Here is a 22,597-nt window from a genome sequence, read left to right on the forward strand (position 1 = left end):
GGAGGCGCTGCGGTCGTCCAGGGCGCGCAGGGCCGCGGCGGCGTCGTCGAGGGCGTAGGAGTCGCCGAGGACCGGGTCCAGGCGCCCGGCCTCCAGATGCGGGAGCAGGTCCCGCCACTGCTCCTGCAGATACGCGGGGCGGGCCAGCCAGTAGGCGCCCCAGCCGACGCCCCGTACGTCGATGTTGTTGAGCAGCAGCCGGTTCACCTTCACGGTCGGGATCTCGCCGCCGGTGAAGCCGATGACGAGCAGGCGCCCCTCGGGGGCGAGGCTGCGCAGCGAGTCGGTGAAGCGGTCGCCGCCCACCGGGTCGACCACCACGTCCACGCCGCGGCCGCCGGTCAGCTCCTTGACCGCGGGCAGGAAGCCGTCGGCGAGCACCACCTCGTCGGCCCCCGCCTTGCGGGCGACCTCGCCCTTCGCCTCCGAGGAGACCACGGCCACCACCCGGGCACCGAGGGCCGCGGCCAGCTGGACGGCGGCGGTGCCCACGCCGCCCGCCGCGCCGTGCACCAGTACGGTCTCGCCGGCGCGCAGCCCGGCCCGCCGGACGAAGGCGAAGTGGGCGGTGAGGTAGTTCATCGGCAGGCCCGCACCGGCGGCGAAGGACAGGCGCTCGGGCAGCGGGAAGACCATCGCGGGATCGGCGACCACCTGCTCGGCGAAGCCGCCGAAGCCCGGGAAGGCGGCGACGCGCTGCCCCGCGGTGAAGCCGGAGCCCGCCGGGGCCTCGCGGACCACCCCGGCCACCTCGGAGCCGGGGACGAACGGCGGCTCGGGCTTGAGCTGGTAGGCGCCCCGGGTCAGGAGCACGTCCGGGTAGGTCACCCCCGCCGCCCGTACGTCGATCAGGACCTGCCCCTCCTGGCGCTCCGGCGGGTCGATCTCCGCGACCTCCACCGCATCCGGTCCTTCGAGCCGTACCACCCGCACCGCGCGCATCCGCATTGTCCTTTCCCAGACGTCGACCCTGCCGAGGCTAGGGCAGCTCCTGAGCATTGCTCAATAGCGGTCGGGTCGGCGTGCGGGCCACGGTGCCCCCGCGCGGTCGTCGCGCCGGGCCGGGATCCGCGGTCGGTGACCCGTGCGGCCGGGGTGCCCAGAGGGGCGCAAGAGCCGCCAACCACCCGCAATATCCGGCCTGTTGTGCACTCGTCACGGGAATTTCACTCTGGCATCTACCCGCATAGAGCCGGGCGCGGCACCATATGGCCGCCCCCCATCCCCTGCTCCTCCACTTGCCGGGAGAACTGATGCGCAAGCGTGCACGCGCCCTCGCCGCGGCCTTCACCGCCGCCGCCACGACCGCCCTGACCCTGCTCGCCACCGCCCCCGCCGAGGCGGCGCTGCCCACCCCGATCGCGGCCAGCACCGCCCGCTCCTACCTGTCCTCGATGAGCGCCACCGCCGAGCACTCCATGAGCGGCTACAGCCGGGACCTCTTCCCGCACTGGATCACCATCAGCGGCTCCTGCGACACCCGCGAGACCATCCTCAAGCGCGACGGTTCGGGGGTCGTCACCGACTCCTCCTGCAAGGCCACCAGCGGCAGTTGGTACTCGCCCTACGACGGGGCCACCTGGAGCTCCGCCTCCGACGTCGACATCGACCACCTGGTCCCGCTGGCCGAGGCCTGGGGCAGCGGTGCCTGGAACTGGAGCACCGCCAAGCGCCAGCAGCTCGCCAACGACCTGACCCGGCCGCAGCTGCTCGCGGTCACCGACAACGTCAACCAGTCCAAGAGCGACAAGGACCCGGCGGAGTGGTGGCCCTCCCGCACCGCCTACAAGTGCACCTACGCCCGCGCCTGGGTGCAGGTGAAGCACTACTACGGGCTGAGCGTCGACTCCGCCGAGAAGAGCGCGCTCAGCTCGGTCCTCAACGGCTGCTGAGCCCTGCCCTCTTGCGGCCTGGCCTGTCCACCCCGGTCGAGCACCCCGGGGTGGACAGGCCAGGTCCGCGAGGGTGGAGCCGTCCTCGGCCGCCTCCTCCCGCCGCTGTCCCGGTGCACGCGCCCTCCCGCATCAGAACCGGTGGCCGGATCCCGGTGCTCCGCGCGTGCGGTCTCCCGAAGCGGGTAGCGGAACTCGCACGCCGGAGCACCGGGAAAGACGGAGGCAGGACCGATGAAGCAGGCACGTGGCAAGAGCGGCAAGGGCGCCGAGGGCGGTACGGAGGACAAGGGTCCCCGGGAGGACGCGGGCACCGCCCCGGTGAACGGCAAGGCGCCGGCGCCGATGTTCCTGCGGGTTCTGGTGATGCTGCTCGCCTTCGGGCTCATGGTCGGCTTCGCGGTGGTACTCGCCCGGCTCACCCTGGAGCCCTCGGCCAGTTCGGAGGCCCTGACCCACAACAACCTGAGCCCCGGCAGCTCGATCCGGGACTACCTCGCCCGGCCCGCCTTCCGCGACACCGTCAAGCAGCTCGGCGGGAACCTCCTGCTCGGCGTCCCCTTCGGCCTGCTGCTTCCGGTCCTCGCGCCGCGCACCCGGGGGCTGCTGCGGATCGCCTTTCTGACCGCTTTTGTCATGCTCCTGGTAGAGCTGACCCAGGGCGCCTTCGTGACCGGGCGCGCCTTCGACGTGGACGACGTCCTGCTCAACACCTCGGGTGCGCTTGCCGGTTACCTCCTCCTCGGCCGCCGGGTGAGCCGGGCGCTGCACCCGCGCCGTGCGCACTGGTGGCACCGCTTCACCCGCCGCTCCACCGCGGAGAGCTGAGCCCGTCCCGACGCCGACGGAGCCGTACCCGTACACGCCGCTCCGCCCGTCGCCCTCCTGCTGCGGCACCCGTGCACGTCCGGGTGCCGCAGCAGTCGTATGTGCGCCACCCGTCTTCCCGGCGCGAGAACGGCTGACCGTTTTGATGGGAATTAGCATCTCTTTTTCTGTCTCATCACCATCACCGCTCTTTGCGCGAAATAACTCGCCTTGTGTTCCTTGCCTGGGTCGCCGAACGGCGAATGGTTGCACCACGAGCCAGTGACATGCGTCACTCCCCGCCGGATATCGCGGAGTGATCTCCAGGCCCATTTCCCTTTCCCGGAAGCCGAGTTGTGCTGCCCGCCGAGGTCTGTGCCACTCCGGAACTTCTCCGGTTCTCCCGTCGCGGATTGCATCCGTTAATCAGGGACTTGTTCCCCGCCGCCGGATTCGCTTAGCGTCACCGCAATCCGGATGGACGCCTAATCCTGCCGCTGTCCGGTCACCGCACTCACTCGCCAGGCAGGAGCGGGGAACCCAATATCACCGCCGGTCCGAAACGGAACGGCTCGGGGTGAAGTCGTGCGCGCCACGGCCGGGCATCTCCAGCCCGAACCCGACAGCTCACCTCGCAGGCGACGGAGAGGAATTCACCATGGCCAAAAAGGGCAAGCACCGTCGTCCGAAGAGCAGTTCGCTCACCCGTTCCGTCGTCGCCGCGGGTACCGGCGGCGCCGCTCTCGTCCTGCCGATGATGGCCGCGACCGGCGCGAACGCGGCCGACTCGGCCAAGTCGTCCGCCCCCGAGAAGAGCAGCGCGGCCGCCACCGCCGAGAAGTCCGAGAAGAAGAAGGACGCCCCCGCCACGTACTCCGTGGTCGCCGGCGACTACCTCTCGAAGATCGCTCAGGACCAGTCCGTGGACGGCGGCTGGAAGCGGCTCTACCAGGACAACCGGAAGGCCGTCGGTGACGACCCGTCGCTGATCCGCCCGGGCCTGAAGCTCACCATCAACGCCCCGGCCAAGTCGAAGTCCCAGGAAAAGCCGGTCTCCGACACCACTGCCTCGAAGACCTCGGCGAGTGAATCCGCGGAGCCGGCCACGTATTCCGACGACCTCGACGGCTGGATCAAGGAATCGCTCGCGGTGATGGCCGAGCACGGAATTCCCGGCTCCTACGAGGGAATTGAGCGCAACATCCTGCGCGAGTCCTCCGGCAACCCCTCGGCCGTCAACAACTGGGACTCGAACGCGGCGGCCGGAACCCCGTCGAAGGGCCTGCTCCAGGTCATCCCGCCGACCTTCGAGGCGTACCACGTGCCGGGTACCTCGACGGACATCTTCGACCCCGTCGCGAACATCACGGCCGCGTGCAACTACGCCGCCGACAACTACGGCTCGATCGACAACGTCGACGGACCGTACTGATTCACCCGCCACCTCCACCCGTCTCCACCTGACTCCACCCGAGCGTGCCGGTGCGCGCCCCGACAGGGGAAGCGCGCCGGCACGCTCTGTGACGCCCCGGCTCCGGGGGCCGCCGCCCGGGGATTCACCCGAATGGCCCCCGGCGGATGGCCGCGGCGGCGGCGCCCGCCCACGCTCGGTATGACCGTCCACCCGAGTGAAGGAGTCCGGTCATGGCGCAGACGGTGAACAGGCCGGGAGGCTCGCGCAGCGACCCGTCCGGCGGCGCGTGGATCACGGGCGGCACCATGTTCGCGGGCACCCTGATGTTCGTCGGGGGAGTGCTGGCGATCCTCACAGGGATCGCGGGCATCGCCGACGACGACGTCTACGGCCGCGTCGGCAACTACGTGTACGAGTTCGATGTCTCCTCGTGGGGCTGGACCCACCTCGTCCTCGGCATCGTGCTGGTCCTGACCGGCCTCGGCATCCTCAGCGGAGTGGCCTGGGCGCGCACGCTCGGCGTGGTGATCGCCTCGCTCCATCTGATCGCCAACTTCATGTGGCTGCCGTACTCCCCGGTGTGGGCCATCGTGGCGGTCGCCATCGACGGCTTCGTGATCTGGGCACTCTGCGGCAGCATGCGCACCGCGCGCCCCCGCACCTGACCGCGGGGCGCGCCATGGCACACACCGACCCGCAGCAGGACAGCGACGATCCCGGGCGGGCCGGCGACGACCCGCAGTACGACCGGGTGGGCGATCTGTACCGCCAGTACAAGATGTCCGCCACCGCCCCCGTCCCCGAACTGGGCCTCTTCCTGCGGCTCCTCGGGGACGTGGCGGGTCAGCGGGTCCTGGACCTGGCCACGGGGTACGGCTTCTACGCCCGCACCGCGCACGGCCTCGGCACCGCCGAGGTCGTCGGCGTGGACCTCTCGCCCGAGATGGTCCGGCGCGCCGAGTCGGCCACCGGGGATCCGGCGGTCCGCTTCCACGTCGGTGACGCCCGCGATCTGCCCGACCTCGGCAGCTTCGACACGGTCACCGCCGTCTGGCTGTTCAACTACGCCGACTCACCGGCGGAGCTGACCGCGATGGCCGCGAGCGCGCGCCGGGCGCTGCGCCCCGGGGGCCGCCTGGTCGCGATCACCGTGAACCCCGGCTACGAGGTGCGCGGCCCGGACTGGACCCGGTACGGACTGCGGGTGCACCGCGCCGAGCCCGCCGAGGGGCGGCACCGGCTCCGTATCGCGCTGATCGCCCCGGAGGCCGACATCCCGCTGTCGATGTCCCGCTGGGACGCCGACGTCTACGCGCGGGCGCTGGCGGAGGCCGGTTTCGGCCCGCCGTCCTGGGAGCTGCCGGACGAGGAGAGCATCCCGGCCGAGGAGTTCGCGAGCCGCGGGGCCGACTACTGGGCCACCGCGCTCGCCAACCCGTTCCCGGCGGGTTTCACGGCCGCCGTCCCCGACTGATCCGCCGGTGCGCCGCGGGCGGTCCACCGCGGCGGTGACCGGCGGCAATGCCGTGCGTCCTGCCGCCCGGCGCGGGCGAGAGGCCCCGCCGCGGCGGCCCGACTCCTGCGCGCACCCTTGACAGGAACAATGGTCTGGACCAGCTTGTACGTTCATCGGTGGCCACCGACCCCCACACCCAAGTTCCCGCACGGGGCGCGCAGTCGACGCTGCCCGCCCGGTGCGGAGCGCATTTCCGGGAGGCCATGCAGTGCACAGCAGAGTTCGTCCCCGCACGCTCAAAGCCGTTCTCGTCGCCGGGGTGCTCGCCGCCGCGGGCCTCGCCGCACCCACGGTGAGCGCCGCACAGGAGAGCGCGCCGTCCGTCAGCAGCAAGGCGGGCCCGGCCGCTGTCCCGGCGCACGCCGTGACCGGCTACTGGCAGAACTTCGACAACGGGGCGACCGTCCAGACCCTCGCCGAGGTGCAGGACGAGTACGACATCGTTGCCGTCGCCTTCGCCGACGCCACCGGCACCCCGGGCGAGGTGACCTTCAACCTCGACTCGGCGGGCCTCGGCGGCTACAGCGTCGAGCAGTTCAAGGCGGACGTCGCCGCCAAGCAGGCCGACGGGAAGTCCGTGATCATCTCCATCGGCGGCGAGAAGGGCACGGTCAGCATCACCGACGACGCCTCCGCCACCGCCTTCGCCGACTCGGTGTACGCGCTCATGCAGGAGTACGGCTTCGACGGTGTCGACATCGACCTGGAGAACGGCCTCAACTCGACGTACATGACCAAGGCGCTCAAGTCCCTGGGCGAGAAGGCCGGTTCGGACTTCGTGCTCACGATGGCGCCGCAGACCATCGACATGCAGTCGACCGAGAACGAGTACTTCAAGACGGCGCTGAACGTGAAGGACCTGCTCACCGTCGTCAACATGCAGTACTACAACAGCGGTTCGATGCTCGGCTGCGACGGCCAGGTCTACTCCCAGGGCACCGTCGACTTCCTGACCGGCCTCGCCTGCATCCAGCTCGAAGGCGGCCTCGACCCCTCCCAGGTCGGGATCGGCGTGCCGGCCTCCACCAAGGGCGCGGGCAGCGGCTATGTGGAGCCCTCGGTGGTGAACAACGCCCTCGACTGCCTCACCCAGGGCACCAACTGCGGTTCCTTCAAGCCCTCGAAGACCTACCCGGGGCTGCGCGGCGCGATGACCTGGTCGACGAACTGGGACGCCGCGGCGGGCAACTCCTGGTCCGGCGCGGTCGGTCCGCACGTCCACGGACTGCCGTAGCCCGTATCCCCTCGTCCGGCTCGTACGTACGCGGAACCGTCGGCGGCCCGGGTCGCGGAGAAACTCTCTCCGTGCCCCGGGCCGCCACCGCTTGAGGCGCCGAGAGCGCGCCCCCGCCCTCAGGAGCTGTGCAGGAACCCGTCCCCGTGCAGGGCGATATGGGCCTCCAGGGCGTTGAGCGCGTCCCCGGTCGCCTGCGGGGTGCCGGTGCCGTGGCGTTCCGCGTAGTAGGCGGCGCCGAGCTTGCGCAGCAGGTCGTTGCCCGCGCGCTGCTGCTGTACCTCGTCGACCTTCTGCTTGCCCTGGTTCAGCGCGCTCTGCGCCTGCTCCTTGGCCCGGTCGAGAAATCCACTCATGTCTGTCTCCCATCGCTCGGGGGAATCGTTGCCCACGCGCGGGATCCGTATGTTCATCCGGAAGGGTGAGGACGCGGCCCGCCCGTCCAAGCCTCGCAGCTTCCCCGGCGGTGTGCCCGGCGGCGGAGCGGCTCCTTCCCGCTCGGCGCGGTGGTGCCGGTTCAGTGCCGGTGGTCCCGGTCGCGCTCCTCGCTGATGCGGACCAGGCGCGCGAAGTCGACGGCAACGCCCCGCAGCAGCAGGTCCACGAGCGTCCGTGCCCCCGCCCGGTCCACGGGGGCGCCGCCGAGCAGGGCGCGCTGATAGACCACCGAGGCCAGCAGATCGGTGAGCAGGTCCGGGTCGGTGCCGGGCAGCAGATCGCCCCGGTCGACGGCGCGGCGCACCGCGGTGGCCGCCGCGCTCCTGCTCGGGGTGATCAGCTTCTCCACCAGCTGCCGGTGGAGCTCCGGTTCCGCCGCGCAGTCGGCGAGCAGCGGGGCCAGTACCCCCGGCGGCAGCCGCTTCTCAAGAGCCTCGGCGAGCAGCTGCACGCTCTGGTGGAGATCGCAGCGGGTGCAGCCGTTGTCCGGCACCGGCGGCGCCATCATCACCGAGGCGAGCGCGTCGATGACCAGCCGCTGCCGCACCGGCCAGCGGCGCCGTATCGCCGCCTTCGTCGTCCCGGCCCGCGCCGCCACCTTCTCCATGGCGAAGGCGGCGTACCCGGCCTCACCGAGCAGGCCCACGGCGGCTTCGAGCACCGCCGCGTCGATCGCGGGGTCGCGCGGGCGCCCCGCGGCGGTTGGGGGCGTCACCGTCCGGCGTCCTGCGGGTACCAGCGCAGCTCAACGGTGTTGCCGTCCGGATCGTTCACGTACACCGACTCGGCCCTGCCGCGGGCGCCCCAGCGGCCGACCGGGCCCTCCAGCACGCGCAGCTCCCCGGAGTCGGCGACCTGCTGCCAGTCCAGCGGCTCCACGACCAGGCAGATGTGGTCCACATTGGACTCGCCGCGAGGGCCCTGGAAGAGGTCGATGACGGTGTCCGGGCTCACCCGCACTGAGGGGAACGGCACCTTCCCGGCCCGCCACTCCGCGACCCGCTCGCCCGCCAGGCCGAGCGGACCGCAGTAGAAGTCGAGGGAGCGCTCGACATCGCTGACATTGAGCACCAGATGGTCGAAGCCGGTGACGCGCATGAGGACTCCTCGAAGAGGCGATACGGCGGACGGGACGGGCCGGCATGGAGGGGCGCGAGCCCGGACGGCCGCCGCGAGGCTGCGCCGCCCGAGGTCGATACGGATTACGATCCGAACCGGTCCGGATCGTAATCCCGTGCCGGGAGACGGTCAACACCGCTCTCCGTTTCCCCGCCCTTCCCGGCGGCTCCCGGCCGCTCCCCGCCGGTCTCAGCTGCCCTCCGCCGCCTCCAGCACCTCGCGCACCTCCTCGGCGCTCGTCTCCTCGATCGTCTCGCCGAGGACCAGCCAGCGGGTGACGCCCACGTCCGCCAGGAAGGAGAGGTCGTGGCCGGCGATGAGCAGGGCGCCCTCGTAGGAGTCGAGGGCGCTCGTCAGCTGCCGGACGCTGGCCAGGTCCAGGTTGTTCGTCGGCTCGTCCAGCATCAGCAGCTGCGGGGCGGGGGCGGCCAGCATCGTCGCCGCGAGGGCGGCCCGGAACCGCTCGCCGCCGGAGAGGGTGCCCGCGGGCTGCTCCGCACGGGCGCCCCGGAACAGGAAGCGGGCCAGCTGGGCGCGGATCTCGTTCTCGGAGACGCCCGGCGCGCTGCGGGCCACATTCGCGGCGACGCTCAACTCCTCGTCCAGTACGTCGAGTCGCTGGGGAAGGAAGCGCAGCGGAACGAAGGCGCGGGCCTCGCCGGCCAGCGGCTCCAGCTCGCCCGTGAGGGTGCGCAGCAGCGTCGTCTTGCCCGCGCCATTGCGTCCGACCAGGGCGATCCGCTCCGGCCCGCGCACCTCCAAGTCGCCCTCGCGCAGCTTCCCGAAGCGCGGACGCAGTCCGCTCAGGCTCAGCACTCCGCGGCCCGCGGGCACCGCCGTGTGCGGGAGGCCGACCCGGATCTCGGCGTCGGCACGGATCGCCTCGGCGGCCTCCTCGCGCCGCTCGCGCGCCTGCTGGAGCCGGTCCTCCTGCAGGCCGCGCAGTTTGTCCCCGGACTCCTGCGCGGACCGCTTGCGCTCCCCGGCGACGATCCTCGGCGCGCGCCGCTGGGCGTCCATCTTCCTGCTGTGCCGCTGGCGGCGGGCCACCTTCACCTGCGCCTCCTCCAACTCCCGCCGCTGCCTGCGCACATCGGCCTCGGCGGCACGCAAGGTCCGCCCCGCCGCCTCTTGTTGGGCGGCCAGCGCCTCCTGGTAGGCGCTCCAGCCGCCGCCGTACCAACTCACCGCGCCCGCGCGCAGCTCGGCGATGCGGTCCACGCGCTCCAGGAGTTCGCGGTCGTGGCTCACCACGATGAGCACTCCGGAGCGCCAGGAGTCGACCGCCTCGTACAGCCTGCGGCGGGCGAACAGGTCCAGGTTGTTGGTGGGTTCGTCGAGGAGCAGGACGTCGGGGCGCTCCAGGAGGAGGGCGGCAAGGCGCAGCAGTACGGTCTCGCCGCCGGACATCTCGCCGACGGTCCGGTCGAGTCCGAGCCCGCCGAGGCCGAGCGAGCCGAGGGTGGCCAGGGCCCGCTCCTCGACGTCCCAGTCCTCGCCGATCGTCTCGAAGTGCTCCTCGCGCACATCGCCGGACTCGACGGCCCGCAGCGCCGCCCGGCGGTCCGCGATGCCGAGCGCCTCCTCGACGCGGAGCCCCGTGTCGAGGGTGAGGTCCTGCGGCAGATGGGCGAGGTTCCCGCCGACGGTCACCGAGCCCTCGGCGGGGCGCAAGGCTCCGGCGAGCAGCCGCAGCAGCGTCGACTTGCCCGCGCCGTTGCCGCCCACGAGACCGATGCGGCCGCGGGGCGCGGTGAAGGAGAGGGAGTCGAAGACGGTGGTGCCGTCCGGCCAGCGGAAGGAGAGGGCGGAGCAGGTCACAGCGGCGCCGGGGGTGGCGGAATGGGGCATGGGGATCTCCCGGTCAGGAGCGCGGTGGAAAGGGGGCTGCTCAGGCGAACACCGGGCGACGGCTGACGGAGAGGGGCGAGTCCCCGCGGGAAGCGCGGGCGGCTCGGCACCGAGGTCGCATGCACGCGGGGTCACGGACGGCGACAGAGCCGATCGGACGTGACGGCGTACGGCCGGGAGCCGTACCGCGCGATGATCGCGAACCTCAGATGCGCAACGTCCACCTCAATCTCCGACAACAGGACCCGGCCACTGTAACCGAGAGCGGCAGACGTCGGCAGCCGTATTTCAGGGCGGGAGAGCGGGAGAGCGGGAGAGGGGGAGCGGGGCGCCGAGGGCCTCGGCAGGCGGAGGCGCCGCACCGGCGCGGCGCCTCCGATCCCGGGTCCCGGAGCTTCTGCGCGCACGCCGGGGCGCCCACTGCCTCGGCCGAGGCAGTGGGCGCCGCCTTTCGGTGTCCAGGCCGGCCGCGACCCCGAGCGCGGCATCGTCGGCGGCAGCGGTCAGGCGCACCTCACCGTCAGGGCCACCTGGCGTCCGGTCGCCGCCCCGTGACCGGCTGGTTCCGGAACCCCTGCACCGGCGTCGGCGCCGATCCCGCCGACTGCGTGGTCTGCGTGCTGGACACAGGACGGCAAGGCCGCGGGGGCTGCTCTCGGCCCGTCCGCGTGGCCGAACTCCCCGGCTGGCGGCGGCACTTGCGGCACACCAGCGCAGGCCTACGGGGCAACCGCCCGGCTACGTGGGCGAGTTCCAGTCGATGTGGTGGTGCAGATGCCAGGTGGCGCTGTGGTGCCGGGCGTCGGTCTTGCGGGTTTCGGGCCTGGCCTTGGTCTGATTGGCCTGGTCGGTCTGCTCGATGATCTCCTCGACCCGGGGGCGGCGCAGCGCCTCGTAGGCGGCGAAGGCCTCGGAGTACGGGTGGTCGCGCAGGCACCGGGCCAGCTGCACGGCGCTCTCCAGGGCCAGGCTGGCGCCCTGCCCGCTGGTGGGCGAGGTCGCGTGCAGGGAGTCCCCGACGAGCACGATCCGGCCCCGGTGCCAGGTGGGTGTCGGGGGTGTCAGCTCCAGGGGGCCGGTCATGAGCAGCTGGTCCGGGTCGGTGAGGTCGAGCATGGCGACGGCCGGGGAGTCGTCGTCCGCGTAGGCCGCGCGGAGCGTCCGCAGCCACTCCTGGGGCGTGGTCTTACGGACCTCCTGCAGCGTGAGGTGCTCCGGATGCGGCAGATTGGCGAACCAGCCGCCCGAACGGTCCTCCTGGCTGAGATAGCCGAACGAGGCCCGCTTGCCGTGGGTGATGTGCAGCTTGCCGCCGGTGGGCGGGGTGCGGGTGTCCGCGAGCGGCGCGGCGAAGCCGAGCAGACCGGCGTAATGCGGCGGCGGATTCTCCGCGTTGATGAGCGTGCGGACCGTGGAACGGATTCCGTCCGCGCCGATGAGGATATCGGCCTGCGCCGTGCTGCCGTCGGCGAAGTGCGCGGTGATATGGGTGGGGGATTCCTCGGCGGTGAGGAATTTCTTGTTGCGGTGGGTCGTGATACCGCGTTCCCCGCTCTGGTCGTGGAGCGTCCGGTAGAGGTCCGTACGCCAGACGAAATGCAGCGGCGGCAGTTCCTCGGGGAGCGCCAGCTCCGCCACCTTCACATTCTGGGCGTTGGTGATGACATTGCCGTAGAGCGGTGTCCCGATGGCGCGCACCGGTTCATCGGCGTCGATGGCGCCGAGCGCGTCGAGGCCGTTCGGGGCGATGCTGATCCCGCCGCCTATTCCGTCGGCGGTGGTGTCATAGGCCTCGTAGATCGTGGCCTCGACACCCGCCTTTCGGAGTGCCATGGCGACCGCGGGCCCCGCGATTCCCCCGCCGATGACAATCGCCGAACGGGCGCGGGCGGTGGTGCCGGAATCGGTGCCGTTACCGGTACCCGCTCGGTTTTCCTGGCCGGGTGGCGTCATGGGCCTTTTTCCTTTGCCTTGTGGATTGCCGTTTCCGTCGTCCGCGGAGGGGATCGCTTTCGCTGCGGAGGGGCCGGGGGTGAGGGTAGGCGGGCGGTGGCGGCTTGTGCGAGTGCGAGGTTTCCGCGGTTGAACGGCGGGCCGGGATGCGGTAGTTGGGACACCTGTCGGTGTGCGCTGTGCGGGCGGCCGAGGTGTGTTGACGCTGGGGCCGGGTGGTTGGTTGCTTAGGAGGGTCGGCTTTTTGGTGCTCCGCGACCGGAAGGGGTGGTGGGTGTGTTCGAGGGCGATGGTGAAGGTGACGTGGAGTTGCGGCGTCGCCAGCGCGCGGTGGTGGAGGACTATCTGAGCCGGCAGGGGGAGGGCCGGCTCGACCGCTATCTGCTCTTCACCGAGGAAGGCAGCGCGGGCCTGTACACGGCGGATACGCGCAAGCCGGTCGTCTCCCGCGGACACGCGGTACTGAAGGCCCATGGGGAATGGTCGCTGAAGATGTTCCCTGACTGGGTCTGGTACAACATCGAGGTGTTCGAGACCCAGGACCCGAACCGCTTCTGGGTGGAGTGCGACGGCAAGGGGAAGATCTGCTACCCGGGATATCCCGAAGGGTATTACGAGAACCACTTCCTGCACGCCTTCCGGCTGCGCGACGGACTGATCGAGGAGCAGCGGGAGTTCATGAATCCCTTCAATCAGCTCTACGCGCTCGGCATCGACATCCCGGTGATCAACCGGGGAAAGATCCCCACCTCATGACGCCGGAGCCCGGAACACACGGCGCCGATACACAGAACCCCGAAATACGGGGCCCCGGGCCGATGGACCTGGAGGCCGCCGAGCGGGCGGTGGAGCTGATCACCGGCGGCTGGCGCGCCCAGGCTCTCTACTCGGCGGTGAAGTGGGGGATCCCGGACCATCTGGAGGCCGGGCACACTTCCAGCGCCGCGCTGGCCGAGCTGTGCGGGGCTGAGCCGGAGGGTGTCCGCCGGCTGCTGCGCCTCCTGGTCGCGATGGGCGTCTTCGAGGGCGGTGAGCGGGACGGCTACCGCAACACCGCGCTGAGCCGGACGCTGCTCTCGGGCCCCCACTCGCTGCGGGAGATGTGCCTGCTGTACGGCGAGGAGTTCTACACGGCCTGGGGGCACGCCTCCGAGGCCTTCCGTACGCTCGGTTCGGGTTTCGAGGCGGCCTACGGGCAGCCGTTGTACGCCTACCTCGGCCAGGACGAGGACGTCTCCCGGCGCTTCCAGCAGGCGATGCGGGCGGGCAGCCTCTTCTTCGAGCACGTACCGGAGATCTTCGACTTCTCCGGCGGGAAGCAGCTGGTCGATGTCGGCGGTGGCACCGGGCACCTGCTCGCCGCGCTCCTGGAGGCGGTGCCCGACGCCAAGGGGACCCTGCTCGACCGCGAGCATGTGATGCCCGCCGCGCGCGCCTATCTGGAGTCCCGGGGGATGGCCGACCGGGTCCGGCTGGAGGGCGGGGACATGTTCACCGCCGTTCCGCAGGGCGGCGACGTCTATCTGCTGTGCCGGGTGCTCGCGGGCTGGGACGACGAGGCCGTGGTCGGTGTCTTCGCCGCCTGCCGCCGGGCGATGGCGAGTTCCTCCTCCCGGCTGCTGATCCTGGAGCGGGTGGTCGAGGACGAGGGCTCCGCGATGCTGCCCGCCCTGTGGGACCTGCACCTGCTGATGACCAACGGCGGGCGGCACCGCAGCGTCGCCCGCTTCACCTCACTGCTCGAACGGGCGGGCCTGGCGGTGGAACGTGTGGCCGCCCTGCCCGTGCAGACCACCGCCCTGATCGCCGCACCCCGCCCCTGAACGACTGCCCCCTGCCCCGTCCCCGCACGGACCGCTCCCCTCTCGAAGCACCGGGAGGGGAGCGGTGTTGTACGGGGACGGGGCGTTTTTGGGGGTGCGGCTGCTGCCGCTGATCGGCGGCCTGGTGGCGGGCGCGGTCCCGGCCGACCGGATCGCCCGGTTGCTCGGCGCCCGGCTGGCGGTGGCCACCGGCTTCGGCGGGAAGCGGTGACCTCACCGAGGAGGACCGGAGGCCCTGTTCGCGACCGGGGAGCCGGGCGAGAAGGCCGGGCTCACCGTCGAGGTCGGCGGGGACGCGGCCAAGGGCGCGCCGGAGCAGGGCGCGGGCGAACGGGTCGGTGTGGTGATCGTGGCCGTCGCCCTGGTGATCACCTTCGGCTCGATGGTGGCGGCCGGGCTGCGCTGGTGACCGCTTGGCGGGCCTCTCGGTCGCCGGTGCTCTGAACTGGCCCCGCGGCGGGGCCAGTTCCTGCCCTAGCCGCCCGCGGGCTGGTGGAGAGTGTGGAGGCAGGTGAGGAGGGTGCGGGTCTCGATGTTGAGGTAGTGGCTGTGGTGCGCGAGTTGCTGGAGTTGGGGCAGGGAGATCCAGCGGTGGTCGGGGGTCTCGTGGTCGGGGTTGAGGGCGGTCTCGATGATCAGGTAGCGGTTGTCGGCGTGGTAGAAGCGACCGCCCTCTTCGGAGAGCAGGGTGTCGTAGAGCGTCCGGTGGGGTGAGCCGGGCGTGAGGTGGTCGAGGTGCGGAGGCTGGTGGTGGGCGGGGAGATGGGCGTAGTTGCGGGGGGTGTACTGGATGGTGGGGGCGAGTTCGACGGTGTCGGTGTAGCCGGGTTCGGCGCGGGCCTGCACGAGGACGTGGGGGGTGCCCTCGTGATGGGCGAGGAGGAAGGCGGCGACGCCGGGACCGTGGGGTTCGATCATCGGCTGGGTCCACCGGGCGATTTCGCGGTTGTGGGTGGTGACGTCGACGGCCATGACATTGAAGTAGCGGCCGGTCTCGTGGGTGATGCGGTGCGGGGTCTGGTGCCAGTGGGGCAGGTTCTTCAGCGGAATGCGCTGGGTGGTGACGGTGCGTTCGGTGCGCTGGGTGGTGATCCAGCTGTGGATGTCGGGGTCGGGGTGGACGCTGTCCTGCCTGCTTCGGGCGTCCGCCTTCCGCTTGTGGTCGCCGCCGTGCGTGTGGAGGGCTTCGTGGTCGGCTTCGTCCAGGTACGGGGTTCCGTGGTGATTGGCGGGTGGATGGGGCAGGAGGGCCAGGACGCTGCGGGAGTCCATGTTGATGAGGTTGTCGTGGGTGAGGAGATGGCGGATCTGACCGAGGGTGAGCCAGCGGTATCCGTCGAGGAGCGGGATGTCCGTGTCGGGCGAGACCTCGATGAGCATGTTGCGATTGCGTTTGCGCAGGAACCAGGTGCCCTGTTCGGACTGGCGGGTGTCCGCGAGGATGTGATGGCGGTCGGGATGCTGGAAGTATTCGAGATAGGGAACGGGCTTTCCCCGGTGCACACGCGTGTAGTTGGAGCGGGTGGCCTGGACGGTCGGTGAGATCTGCAGGGGACCGTGGTTGCCGGGCTCCATTTTCGCTTGCATGAGGAAATGGGGGATACCGGCGAAATCCTTGACGAGTATGCCGAGTATGCCGATCTCGGGTTGGTGCAGGATGGGCTGCTCCCAGTGCTCCACGGGAGCGCCTGGCATATCGGTGCTGAGGCCCTCGACGGTGAAGAAGCGGCCGCTCTCGTGGGTGAGGTTCCCGGTGTCGGGGTGAAAGTGCCAGCCGTTCAGCCGGTCGAATTCGATGATGTCGATGCGGCTTTTGTCGGCATCCACGCGGTCGTTGAACCACCGGTGGAATTCGGTGAGTTGGGTCTGGGGACTGTCGAGCGCGGCGGCCGAGCGGGTCAGGCGCCGGTGGAGGGTGCTGGTCACCATGCCCATGCCTCCGGTCCGGGGCCGCCGTTGCCGATCGGGGGGAAGAGGCGTTCGAGTTCGCTCAGGGTGTCGGGGCCGAGGGTGAGTTCGAGGGCGCTGAGGGCGCTTTCCAGCTGGGCGACGGTACGGGGGCCGATCGCGGGTGCGGTGATGCCGGGGCGGGAGGCGACCCAGGCGAGGGCGACCTCGGCGGGGTCGGTGCCCAGGGCGGTGCAGAGCTTCTCGTAGGCGGCGATGGTGTCGTGGTGGATGGTGAGGGCCTGGGCGGCGCGGCCCTGGGCGGTCTTCTGGGCGGTGTTGTCGGCGAGTTTGCGCAGGGCGCCGCTGAGGAGTCCGCCGTGCAGCGGGGACCAGGCGATGACGGCGATGCCGTAGCGCTGGGCGGCGGGGATGACCTCGAGCTCGATGTGCCGGGTGATGAGGTTGTAGATGCTCTGCTCGCTGACGAGGCCGAGGGTGTGGCGGCGGTGGGCGGTCTCCTGGGCTTCGGCGAGGTTCCAGCCGGCGAAGTTGGAGGAGCCGACGTAGCGGATCTTGCCCTGCTGGACCAGGACGTCCATGGCCTGCCAGATCTCGTCCCAGGGGGCGTGGCGGTCGACGTGGTGCATCTGGTAGACGTCGATCCAGTCGGTGCCCAGCCGCCGCAGGGAGGCCTCGCAGGAGGCGATGAGGTGGCGGGCGGACAGGCCCGATTCATTGGGCCAGTCGTCCATGGGGTTCCCGGCCTTGGTGGCGAGGACGACCTTCTCGCGGCGGCCGCCTCCTTGGGCGAACCAGGTGCCGAGGAGCTCCTCGGTGTAGCCCTTGTGCTTCTGCCAGCCGTACTGGTTGGCGGTGTCCAGGAAGTTGATGCCGTGGTCCAGGGCGGTGTCCAGGAGGGTGCGGCTTTCGTCCTCGCCGGCTCTGACACCGAGGTTCAAGGTGCCCAGGCAGACCTGGCTGACCTTGAGCGCGGTACGGCCGAGATAGGTGTAGCGCATCAGTGTCCTTCGTCCGAGGAGGGGACCGGCTCGCCTGGACTGGCGGGCCCGGCGGGTTTCGTGGGCGTGGCCGGAGCGGCGGATCCGGCCTCCGCGGTGGCTTCGGTGGGGGTGGCCCACTGGTCGTGGAGGGATTGTTCGAGGCTGATGCGGGGGGTCCAGTCGAGGAGGCGGGTGGCGAGGCCGGTGTCGACGCTGGTCCATCCGCTGCCGTTGCTGGTGAGCGGGGCGGTCCGGGTGTGGATGAGGTGCGGGGGCAGGCCGGAGAGCGCGATGAGCTGGTGGGCGAGTTCGCGGATCGGGGTGGGGCGGCCCTGGCCGATGTTGAGGACGCGGCCGGTGACGGGTGCGGTGGCGGCGTGCAGCACGGCGGTGGCGACATCGCGTACGTCGATGTAGTCGCGCTGGTCGTCGGCGAGGGTGAGGCTGAGGGGCTGCCGGGTCTGCTGGGTCCGGCGCAGTTGCCGGGTGAGATGGCCCAGGAAGCTGCCAGGGGGGAGGCCGGGCCCGCAGACGTTGGTGACGCGGAGGACGCAGCCGTCGACGCGGCCGGCTTCGGTGGCGTCCAGGAGGTGCGTACTGGCGGCGAGTTTGGTGCGGGCGTAGACGGTGCCCGGAGCAGGGGTGTGGTCCTCGGTGACGGGGTGGGGCGGGGTGAGGGGCCCGTATTCGTGGACGCTGCCCAGGTGGATCAGCCGGGGGCGGTGGGCGTGGGCGGCGAGGGTGTCCACGAGCCGCTGGACCAGGGGCTGGTGGGAGGCGGCCATGGCGGCCTCGTCCCCCTGCCAGGCGTCGCCCGCGGCGTTGATCACGAGTTCCGCTCCGCTGAGCGCGGCGGAGATCTCGGTGTCGTCGGCGGTGAGGATGTCGAGTGCGGTGAACGCGGTGCGGGGAATCGGGTCCGCGGCTTTTCTGGCTATTGCCAGTACGTCATGTCCCTGTGCGGCCAGGGCCGTACAGATATGGCGTCCGAGGAATCCGGTGCCGCCGATGACAACAGCACGCCGATAGTGCGAAGGGGCCATATGAGCAACGCTATTGGCGCTTTGTGAAGGGGAACAACCCCTAGCCTCGACCCCCCTAAAGGTCCCCCCTAGGCCGCCTTGACCTGCTGTTCTTCTGTGTTCTCCAGGGGTGGGGGTTTCACCGGAACAGATGCCGTTTGTGCGCTTCGCTGACGGCCGCCGCCCTGTCCTTCACGCCGAGTTTCTCGTAGACGTGGATCAGGTGCGTCTTCACGGTTGCCTGGCTGATGAACAATGCGGCGGCGGCTTCCCGATTGGTGGCGCCGTCGGCAATGAGGCGCAGGACTTGGAGTTCGCGTTCGCTCAGGGGGCCCGCGCTGGGTTTGCGTACGGTTTGCAGGACTCGGGTGGTGATCGCGGGGGAGAGGACGGACTGGCCGGCGGCTGCGGTGCGGACGGCGCGGGTGAGTTCCTCGCGAGGGGTGTCCTTGAGGAGGTAGCCGGTCGCTCCGGCGGCCAGGGCGCCCATGACGTCGCCGTCGGTGTCGTAGGTGGTGAGGACCAGGATGCGGGCGTCGGGGTCGTGGCGCAGGAGGTGCTCGATGGCTTCGACGCCGCCCATCAGGGGCATGCGCAGGTCCATCAGGACGACGTCGGCGCCGTCTCGGCGGTAGAGGTCGAGGGCCTCGGTTCCGTCGCGGGCCTCCGCGGTGACGGTGAAGTCGCTCTCGCGTTCCAGGAGCGCGCGGAGTCCGTCGCGGACCACGGGGTGGTCGTCGGCGATGAGGATACGGATCGGCTCGGTCCGTACGGGGTGGGGTGTGCTCATGTGCCGGCTCCCGGGGGGATGGCGGGGACGGCGGCGCTCAGGGCGGTGCCCTCGCCGGGGGCGCTTTCGATGGTGAGGGTCCCGGCCACCCTGCTCAGCCGGCGCCGCATCGCGATCAGCCCCAGCCCGTGCCCCGCACCGGCCGCGCTCTCCGCCCGGACCGCGCCGGACGTACCGCCCGTGCCGTCCGCCGCGTCCGAACTGCCCGCGTCGGCCGCGCCGTTGGCGCCGTTCGTGCCGACCGCCGTAGATGTGCAGTCCGGGCCGGTCGGGTGCGGGGGGCGGAAGCCGGTGCCGTTGTCGAGGATGTCGAGGACCACGAGGTCGTCCATGTAGCTGAGGGTCAGGGTGAGCTGTGTGGCGCGGGCGTGCTTGGCGGTGTTGGTGAGGGCTTCCTGGGCGACGCGGTAGAGCGTGGCCTCGAGTTCGGGGTGCAGGGGGGCGGTGGTGCCGGTGGTCTCGAAGCTGAGGTGGAGCTCTTTGCCGTGGGCCCAGGTGCGGGCGAGGGTCCCCAGGGCTTCGGGGAGGGTGGTCGATTCGAGTTGTTCGGGGCGCAGGGCCTGGGCGGAGCGCCGGGCTTCGCGCAGGCTCTCGCGGGCCAGGGTCTTCGCGGTGCGGATGTGGTGCCGGCGCTCCTCGTCGCCGGTCCCGCTGTGCTCGGCGGCTTCGAGCTGGCGGATGATGCCGGCGAGTCCCTGGGCGAGGGTGTCGTGGATCTCCCCGGCCATCCGGCGCCGTTCGTCGTGGATGCCTGCTTCGCGGGCCTGGGTGATGAGCTGGGCGTAGAGGCCGGCGTTCTCGGTGAGCGCGGTACGCAGTTCGGCGACGGTGTGCCGCCGGTCTCTGTGCTGCTGGCCGAGTCTGCTGGAGAGCAGGTTGATCCAGCCGATGAGGACGGTCTGGAAGGCGATGGCGCCCGTATAGGGGATCAGCGCCGTGAGGGTGGGTTCGGGCAGGCCCGCGGGGACGGTGTTGACGACGAAGGAGGTGGCGGCCACGCAGGCGAAGGCCCAGCAGGTCGGCAGGAGTACCAGGGCCTGGAGGAAGCCGGTGGCGGCGAAGAGCATGAACACCCGGTCGTGGGCCATGAGCGCGGCGGCCAGGGCGAGCAGTCCGGCGAGGTAGAGGGCGGCGGGGGCGGTGCCGTAGCGGCGGCGGCTGTGGCGGCGGGTCGGCAGCGTGTAGGTGAGGGCGCTCCAGCAGCCCGCGGCCGCCACCAGGGCGAGCAGGACGGGCTGCTGCCCACCGCCGCGGTGGTCGTGGGTGAGGCTCCAGGCGGTCGGCAGCAGCAACAGGAGGTAGGGGAGGGCGCCGAAGAGGATGTCGGAGTGGGTCTCCCAGCGCCGGTTCTCCTCGACGGCGGCGGCGCTCATTCCCAGCGGAAGAGCTTGGCCGCCGCGGCCGTGCCCACCACGGCGAGGACGGCCAGCACGCTCAGATGCAGTGCCTGCGGCCACTGGCCCTCCCAGGAGTCCCGCAGCGCCTGGAGCGCGGCGCCCAGCGGAGTGTAGTCGCCGATCGTCGACAGGGTGGACGGCATGTCCTCCTTGGGCACGAAGGCGCCGCCGAAGAAGAGGCTGGGGAAGAGCAGGGACAGGCCGATCGCGGTGGCCGCCTTGCTGCCGGGAGCCACGGCGGCGATGACCAGTCCGATCGCGAACAGGGCCCAGGTGCCGAGCGCGAAGCTGACGACGAACCCGCCGACGCTCTCGGGGGCGGGGGTGTCGAAGGCGGCCCGGCCCACGACGAGGACCAGGACCGCGGAGAGGGTGGCGGTCGCCAGGTTGATGACGAGCTGGGCCAGCAGCAGGTTCGCCGGGTGGACGGGGCTGGCGGCCATCCGCCGCAGGATGCCCTTCTCCCGGTAGGTGGCAAGGGTGGTGGGCAGCAGGTTCAGCGCCAGCATCGTCAGGCACAGCGATATCGCCATCGCCGGGACGAAGGCCTCCATCGACTCCTTGGTCGCGGCGTCGTCCTGCGACTTCTCGGTGACGAAGTGGAAGATCGTCAGCAGCATGATCGGCAGCGCGATCACGAAGAACACCGCGGTCGGATCCCGCAGGAACAGCTTGGTCTCGACGTAGGTGAGTTTGGTGCGCCCGGACATGGAACCAGGTCTCCTCGAAAGGGGGGTACGCGGCGGGGTGGATCCGACGGTGGGTCAGGTGGCGGGGTGGGTGCCGGTCAGGGCGACGAAGGCGTCGTCGAGGCTCGCCTGTTCCAGGCGCAGTTCACCGGCGACGATGTGGTTGCGGGCCAGGACGGAGATCACCGCGTAGACGACGTTGCCCTTGCCGGTGACGGTCACCTGGGAGTGGGAGCGGGTGATGCTGTCGACCTCCGGCAGGGAGGTCAGCAGGCTGTCCTCGAAGTCGACGGAGGGCTTGAAGCGGATGATCTGCTTCTCGTCGACGCGGGAGATGAGGCCCGCGGGGGTGTCCAGGGCGACGACCCGGCCGGACTCGATGAGGGCGAGCCGGTCGCAGAGGCGCTCGGCCTCCTCCATGAAGTGCGTGACCAGGAGCACGGTGACGTCCTGGGCGCGGACCTTCTCGATGAGCTTCCAGGTCTCGCGGCGGGCGTGCGGGTCCAGGGCGGTGGTCAGTTCGTCGAAGACGGCGATCTTCGGCTTGCCGACCAGGGCGAGGGCGATGGACAGCCGCTGCTGCTGTCCGCCCGACAGGGAGCCGTAGGCGGCGTCCGCCTTCTCCGCGAGGCCCCATTCGTGGAGGAGTTCACGCCAGTCGACGGGGTCGCGGTAGAAGGTGCTGTAGAGCTCCAGCGCCTCCCAGACCTTCATCTTCGCCGGGAGTTCGCTCTGCTGGAGCTGGATGCCGATGACCTGGCGCAGCTCGGCGAGGTCCTTCAGCGGGTCCAGGCCCATGACGGAGATGTCGCCGCCGTCGCGTTTGCGCATGCCTTCCACGCACTCGACGGCGGTGGTCTTGCCCGCGCCGTTGGGGCCCAGGATCCCGAAGATCTCTCCCTCCTCCACCGAGAAGGACACGTCGGCCACGGCCACGTGCTGGGGGTACTCCTTGCGGAGGTTCTTGACCTCGATCAGGGCCATCGGCCGCTGTCCTTTCCTTGTCGCCGGCTCACCCCTGAAGATCGTAGGGGCGGGCTGCCCCGCCGCGGATCGCCTCATCGGCTGCTCCGGGGGAGTAGGGGCCCTCCACCGACCGGTCGAGGGGGGATCAACCAGTCGGTGGACCAACTCGGTTCACCCGGAGGCGGGTTGACCGTCCCCTGGTTCCTGGATCCGGGCGGTGCGGAGTGCCTCGCAGGCCTCCCAGGTGGGGAGCCGTCCGGCCTCGCGGGCCTGTCGCAGGGTGGGTGCGGTGCGGTCCCGCTCCGAGACCAGGTAGGTCATGTCGGGGGGCCAGGGCAGGGCGAGTTCGGGATCGAAGGGGTCGATCTCGTGCTCGCGGTCGGGGGTGTACTGGACGGAGTTGAGGTAGGCGGCGACCGTGTCGTCGCGCAGGGCGATGAAGGCGTGGCCCAGGCCCTCGGAGAGGTAGACCGCCCGGTAGTCGACGGCGTCGAGGTGGACGCTGTCGACCTGGCCGAAGGTGGGGGAGCCCACGCGCAGGTCGATGATCATGTCGAGGAGTTCACCGCTGACGCAGGTCACCAACTTGGCCTGGCCGGGTGGCACATCGGCGTAGTGGATGCCGCGCACGGTTCCGCGCCGGGAGACGCTGTGGTGGTTCTGGCCCAGGTGCAGGGGATGCCCGAGGGCCTCGGTGAACGCCGAGTCGGTGTAGTGGGCGACGAAGGCGCCGCGTTCGTCGCGGTGCACCGGGGGCGCGAACTCGTAGGCGCCGGGCACCGCCAGCTCGCGGAT

General features: G+C 70.9%; 23 protein-coding genes and 1 riboswitch. Of the genes, 9 read left to right on the forward strand and 14 right to left on the reverse strand.

What is annotated here, in order from left to right:
- Positions 1-942 (reverse strand): NADPH:quinone oxidoreductase family protein (locus HFV08_RS29075; RefSeq protein WP_168543583.1); only part of this gene is annotated, 942 nt, incomplete at its 3' end.
- A 311-nt stretch (positions 943-1,253) separates the two neighbouring features.
- Between HFV08_RS29075 and HFV08_RS29080 the strand changes: the two genes are divergently transcribed.
- The 6 genes from HFV08_RS29080 to HFV08_RS29105 all read left to right on the forward strand — a co-directional run bounded on the left by HFV08_RS29080 (position 1,254) and on the right by HFV08_RS29105 (position 6,863).
- Entirely contained in the window at positions 1,254-1,892 is a 639-nt protein-coding gene (locus tag HFV08_RS29080) for an HNH endonuclease family protein (protein ID WP_168543527.1), read from the forward strand.
- 234 nt (positions 1,893-2,126) lie between these two features.
- Positions 2,127-2,720 (forward strand): VanZ family protein, encoded by a 594-nt coding sequence (locus tag HFV08_RS29085; RefSeq protein WP_246342161.1) that lies wholly within the window; start codon positions 2,127-2,129, stop codon positions 2,718-2,720.
- Between the two features lie 451 nt (positions 2,721-3,171).
- A riboswitch (cyclic di-AMP (ydaO/yuaA leader) is annotated at positions 3,172-3,355 on the forward strand.
- 2 nt (positions 3,356-3,357) lie between these two features.
- Positions 3,358-4,131, forward strand: a complete 774-nt coding sequence (locus tag HFV08_RS29090) for a transglycosylase SLT domain-containing protein (protein ID WP_168543529.1) — start codon at positions 3,358-3,360, stop codon at positions 4,129-4,131.
- 212 nt (positions 4,132-4,343) lie between these two features.
- Positions 4,344-4,778 carry a DUF7144 family membrane protein gene (locus tag HFV08_RS29095; RefSeq protein WP_168543531.1) on the forward strand — a complete coding sequence of 145 codons (435 nt, stop codon included), beginning with the start codon at positions 4,344-4,346 and terminating at the stop codon, positions 4,776-4,778.
- 14 nt (positions 4,779-4,792) lie between these two features.
- On the forward strand, positions 4,793-5,587 hold the full coding sequence (locus HFV08_RS29100; RefSeq protein WP_168543533.1) for a class I SAM-dependent methyltransferase: 795 nt from the start codon (positions 4,793-4,795) through the stop codon (positions 5,585-5,587).
- Positions 5,588-5,837: 250 nt separating this feature from the next.
- Positions 5,838-6,863, forward strand: coding sequence for a chitinase (locus HFV08_RS29105; protein ID WP_312885877.1), 1,026 nt, complete (start codon positions 5,838-5,840; stop codon positions 6,861-6,863).
- Between the two features lie 119 nt (positions 6,864-6,982).
- On the opposite strand, the gene HFV08_RS29110 is transcribed toward HFV08_RS29105, so the two are convergent.
- The 5 genes from HFV08_RS29110 to HFV08_RS29130 form a co-directional block, all read right to left on the reverse strand.
- A complete protein-coding gene (locus tag HFV08_RS29110) occupies positions 6,983-7,219 on the reverse strand; it encodes a hypothetical protein (protein ID WP_168543537.1) in 237 nt (78 codons plus the stop codon).
- A gap of 161 nt (positions 7,220-7,380) precedes the next feature.
- The gene (locus HFV08_RS29115) at positions 7,381-8,016 is read right to left on the reverse strand and encodes a TetR/AcrR family transcriptional regulator (protein WP_168543539.1); all 636 of its coding nucleotides are present in this window, start codon (positions 8,014-8,016) and stop codon (positions 7,381-7,383) included.
- Positions 8,013-8,399, reverse strand: a complete 387-nt coding sequence (locus HFV08_RS29120) for a VOC family protein (RefSeq protein WP_168543541.1) — start codon at positions 8,397-8,399, stop codon at positions 8,013-8,015. Before HFV08_RS29120 ends, HFV08_RS29115 begins: the two co-directional genes overlap by 4 nt.
- Before the next feature lie 210 nt (positions 8,400-8,609).
- Positions 8,610-10,271 carry an ATP-binding cassette domain-containing protein gene (locus HFV08_RS29125; RefSeq protein WP_168543543.1) on the reverse strand — a complete coding sequence of 554 codons (1,662 nt, stop codon included), beginning with the start codon at positions 10,269-10,271 and terminating at the stop codon, positions 8,610-8,612.
- Between the two features lie 738 nt (positions 10,272-11,009).
- A complete protein-coding gene (locus HFV08_RS29130) occupies positions 11,010-12,224 on the reverse strand; it encodes an FAD-dependent oxidoreductase (protein WP_168543545.1) in 1,215 nt (404 codons plus the stop codon).
- Positions 12,225-12,500: 276 nt separating this feature from the next.
- Here HFV08_RS29130 and HFV08_RS29135 point away from each other — a divergent pair, with 276 nt between their 5' ends.
- From HFV08_RS29135 to HFV08_RS29145, 3 genes are all read left to right on the forward strand, one after another.
- Complete coding sequence (locus HFV08_RS29135; RefSeq protein ID WP_244296383.1) at positions 12,501-12,980, forward strand: PhzA/PhzB family protein; 480 nt, start codon at positions 12,501-12,503, stop codon at positions 12,978-12,980.
- Positions 12,977-14,047, forward strand: a complete 1,071-nt coding sequence (locus tag HFV08_RS29140) for a methyltransferase (RefSeq protein WP_246342162.1) — start codon at positions 12,977-12,979, stop codon at positions 14,045-14,047. The genes HFV08_RS29135 and HFV08_RS29140 overlap by 4 nt, the downstream gene beginning before the upstream one ends.
- Before the next feature lie 64 nt (positions 14,048-14,111).
- Positions 14,112-14,258: a hypothetical protein gene (locus tag HFV08_RS29145; RefSeq protein ID WP_168543549.1), complete on the forward strand. Its 147-nt coding sequence runs from the start codon at positions 14,112-14,114 to the stop codon at positions 14,256-14,258.
- A 263-nt stretch (positions 14,259-14,521) separates the two neighbouring features.
- On the opposite strand, the gene HFV08_RS29155 is transcribed toward HFV08_RS29145, so the two are convergent.
- The 8 genes from HFV08_RS29155 to HFV08_RS29190 all read right to left on the reverse strand — a co-directional run bounded on the left by HFV08_RS29155 (position 14,522) and on the right by HFV08_RS29190 (position 22,597).
- Positions 14,522-15,976 carry an NDP-hexose 2,3-dehydratase family protein gene (locus HFV08_RS29155; protein WP_210430926.1) on the reverse strand — a complete coding sequence of 485 codons (1,455 nt, stop codon included), beginning with the start codon at positions 15,974-15,976 and terminating at the stop codon, positions 14,522-14,524.
- Positions 15,970-16,956: an aldo/keto reductase gene (locus tag HFV08_RS29160; protein ID WP_168543553.1), complete on the reverse strand. Its 987-nt coding sequence runs from the start codon at positions 16,954-16,956 to the stop codon at positions 15,970-15,972. Before HFV08_RS29160 ends, HFV08_RS29155 begins: the two co-directional genes overlap by 7 nt.
- Positions 16,956-17,981: an NAD-dependent epimerase/dehydratase family protein gene (locus HFV08_RS29165; RefSeq protein WP_168543554.1), complete on the reverse strand. Its 1,026-nt coding sequence runs from the start codon at positions 17,979-17,981 to the stop codon at positions 16,956-16,958. The genes HFV08_RS29160 and HFV08_RS29165 overlap by 1 nt, the downstream gene beginning before the upstream one ends.
- 118 nt (positions 17,982-18,099) lie before the next feature.
- On the reverse strand, positions 18,100-18,750 hold the full coding sequence (locus tag HFV08_RS29170; protein WP_168543555.1) for a response regulator: 651 nt from the start codon (positions 18,748-18,750) through the stop codon (positions 18,100-18,102).
- Positions 18,747-20,123 carry a sensor histidine kinase gene (locus tag HFV08_RS29175; RefSeq protein ID WP_168543557.1) on the reverse strand — a complete coding sequence of 459 codons (1,377 nt, stop codon included), beginning with the start codon at positions 20,121-20,123 and terminating at the stop codon, positions 18,747-18,749. Before HFV08_RS29175 ends, HFV08_RS29170 begins: the two co-directional genes overlap by 4 nt.
- On the reverse strand, positions 20,120-20,857 hold the full coding sequence (locus HFV08_RS29180; RefSeq protein ID WP_168543559.1) for an ABC transporter permease: 738 nt from the start codon (positions 20,855-20,857) through the stop codon (positions 20,120-20,122). Before HFV08_RS29180 ends, HFV08_RS29175 begins: the two co-directional genes overlap by 4 nt.
- A 54-nt stretch (positions 20,858-20,911) precedes the next feature.
- Complete coding sequence (locus HFV08_RS29185; protein ID WP_040255765.1) at positions 20,912-21,820, reverse strand: ABC transporter ATP-binding protein; 909 nt, start codon at positions 21,818-21,820, stop codon at positions 20,912-20,914.
- A 153-nt stretch (positions 21,821-21,973) separates the two neighbouring features.
- Positions 21,974-22,597, reverse strand: coding sequence for a dTDP-4-dehydrorhamnose 3,5-epimerase family protein (locus tag HFV08_RS29190; protein ID WP_376770753.1), 624 nt, complete (start codon positions 22,595-22,597; stop codon positions 21,974-21,976).

Origin of the sequence: Streptomyces physcomitrii, from assembly GCF_012273655.1 — a bacterium.
In the GTDB taxonomy this organism is placed as follows: domain Bacteria; phylum Actinomycetota; class Actinomycetes; order Streptomycetales; family Streptomycetaceae; genus Streptomyces; species Streptomyces physcomitrii.

Coding starts and splice junctions, on each gene's coding strand:
- HFV08_RS29090 (WP_168543529.1), top strand. CDS start 3,358: ATGGCCAAAAAGGGCAAGCACCGTCGTCCGAAGAGCAGTTCGCTCACC.
- HFV08_RS29085 (WP_246342161.1), top strand. CDS start 2,127: ATGAAGCAGGCACGTGGCAAGAGCGGCAAGGGCGCCGAGGGCGGTACG.
- HFV08_RS29130 (WP_168543545.1), bottom strand. CDS start 12,224: ATGACGCCACCCGGCCAGGAAAACCGAGCGGGTACCGGTAACGGCACC.
- HFV08_RS29165 (WP_168543554.1), bottom strand. CDS start 17,981: ATGGCCCCTTCGCACTATCGGCGTGCTGTTGTCATCGGCGGCACCGGA.
- HFV08_RS29110 (WP_168543537.1), bottom strand. CDS start 7,219: ATGAGTGGATTTCTCGACCGGGCCAAGGAGCAGGCGCAGAGCGCGCTG.
- HFV08_RS29140 (WP_246342162.1), top strand. CDS start 12,977: ATGACGCCGGAGCCCGGAACACACGGCGCCGATACACAGAACCCCGAA.
- HFV08_RS29120 (WP_168543541.1), bottom strand. CDS start 8,399: ATGCGCGTCACCGGCTTCGACCATCTGGTGCTCAATGTCAGCGATGTC.
- HFV08_RS29180 (WP_168543559.1), bottom strand. CDS start 20,857: ATGTCCGGGCGCACCAAACTCACCTACGTCGAGACCAAGCTGTTCCTG.
- HFV08_RS29125 (WP_168543543.1), bottom strand. CDS start 10,271: ATGCCCCATTCCGCCACCCCCGGCGCCGCTGTGACCTGCTCCGCCCTC.
- HFV08_RS29170 (WP_168543555.1), bottom strand. CDS start 18,750: ATGAGCACACCCCACCCCGTACGGACCGAGCCGATCCGTATCCTCATC.
- HFV08_RS29095 (WP_168543531.1), top strand. CDS start 4,344: ATGGCGCAGACGGTGAACAGGCCGGGAGGCTCGCGCAGCGACCCGTCC.
- HFV08_RS29160 (WP_168543553.1), bottom strand. CDS start 16,956: ATGCGCTACACCTATCTCGGCCGTACCGCGCTCAAGGTCAGCCAGGTC.
- HFV08_RS29175 (WP_168543557.1), bottom strand. CDS start 20,123: ATGAGCGCCGCCGCCGTCGAGGAGAACCGGCGCTGGGAGACCCACTCC.
- HFV08_RS29080 (WP_168543527.1), top strand. CDS start 1,254: ATGCGCAAGCGTGCACGCGCCCTCGCCGCGGCCTTCACCGCCGCCGCC.
- HFV08_RS29185 (WP_040255765.1), bottom strand. CDS start 21,820: ATGGCCCTGATCGAGGTCAAGAACCTCCGCAAGGAGTACCCCCAGCAC.
- HFV08_RS29155 (WP_210430926.1), bottom strand. CDS start 15,976: ATGGTGACCAGCACCCTCCACCGGCGCCTGACCCGCTCGGCCGCCGCG.
- HFV08_RS29100 (WP_168543533.1), top strand. CDS start 4,793: ATGGCACACACCGACCCGCAGCAGGACAGCGACGATCCCGGGCGGGCC.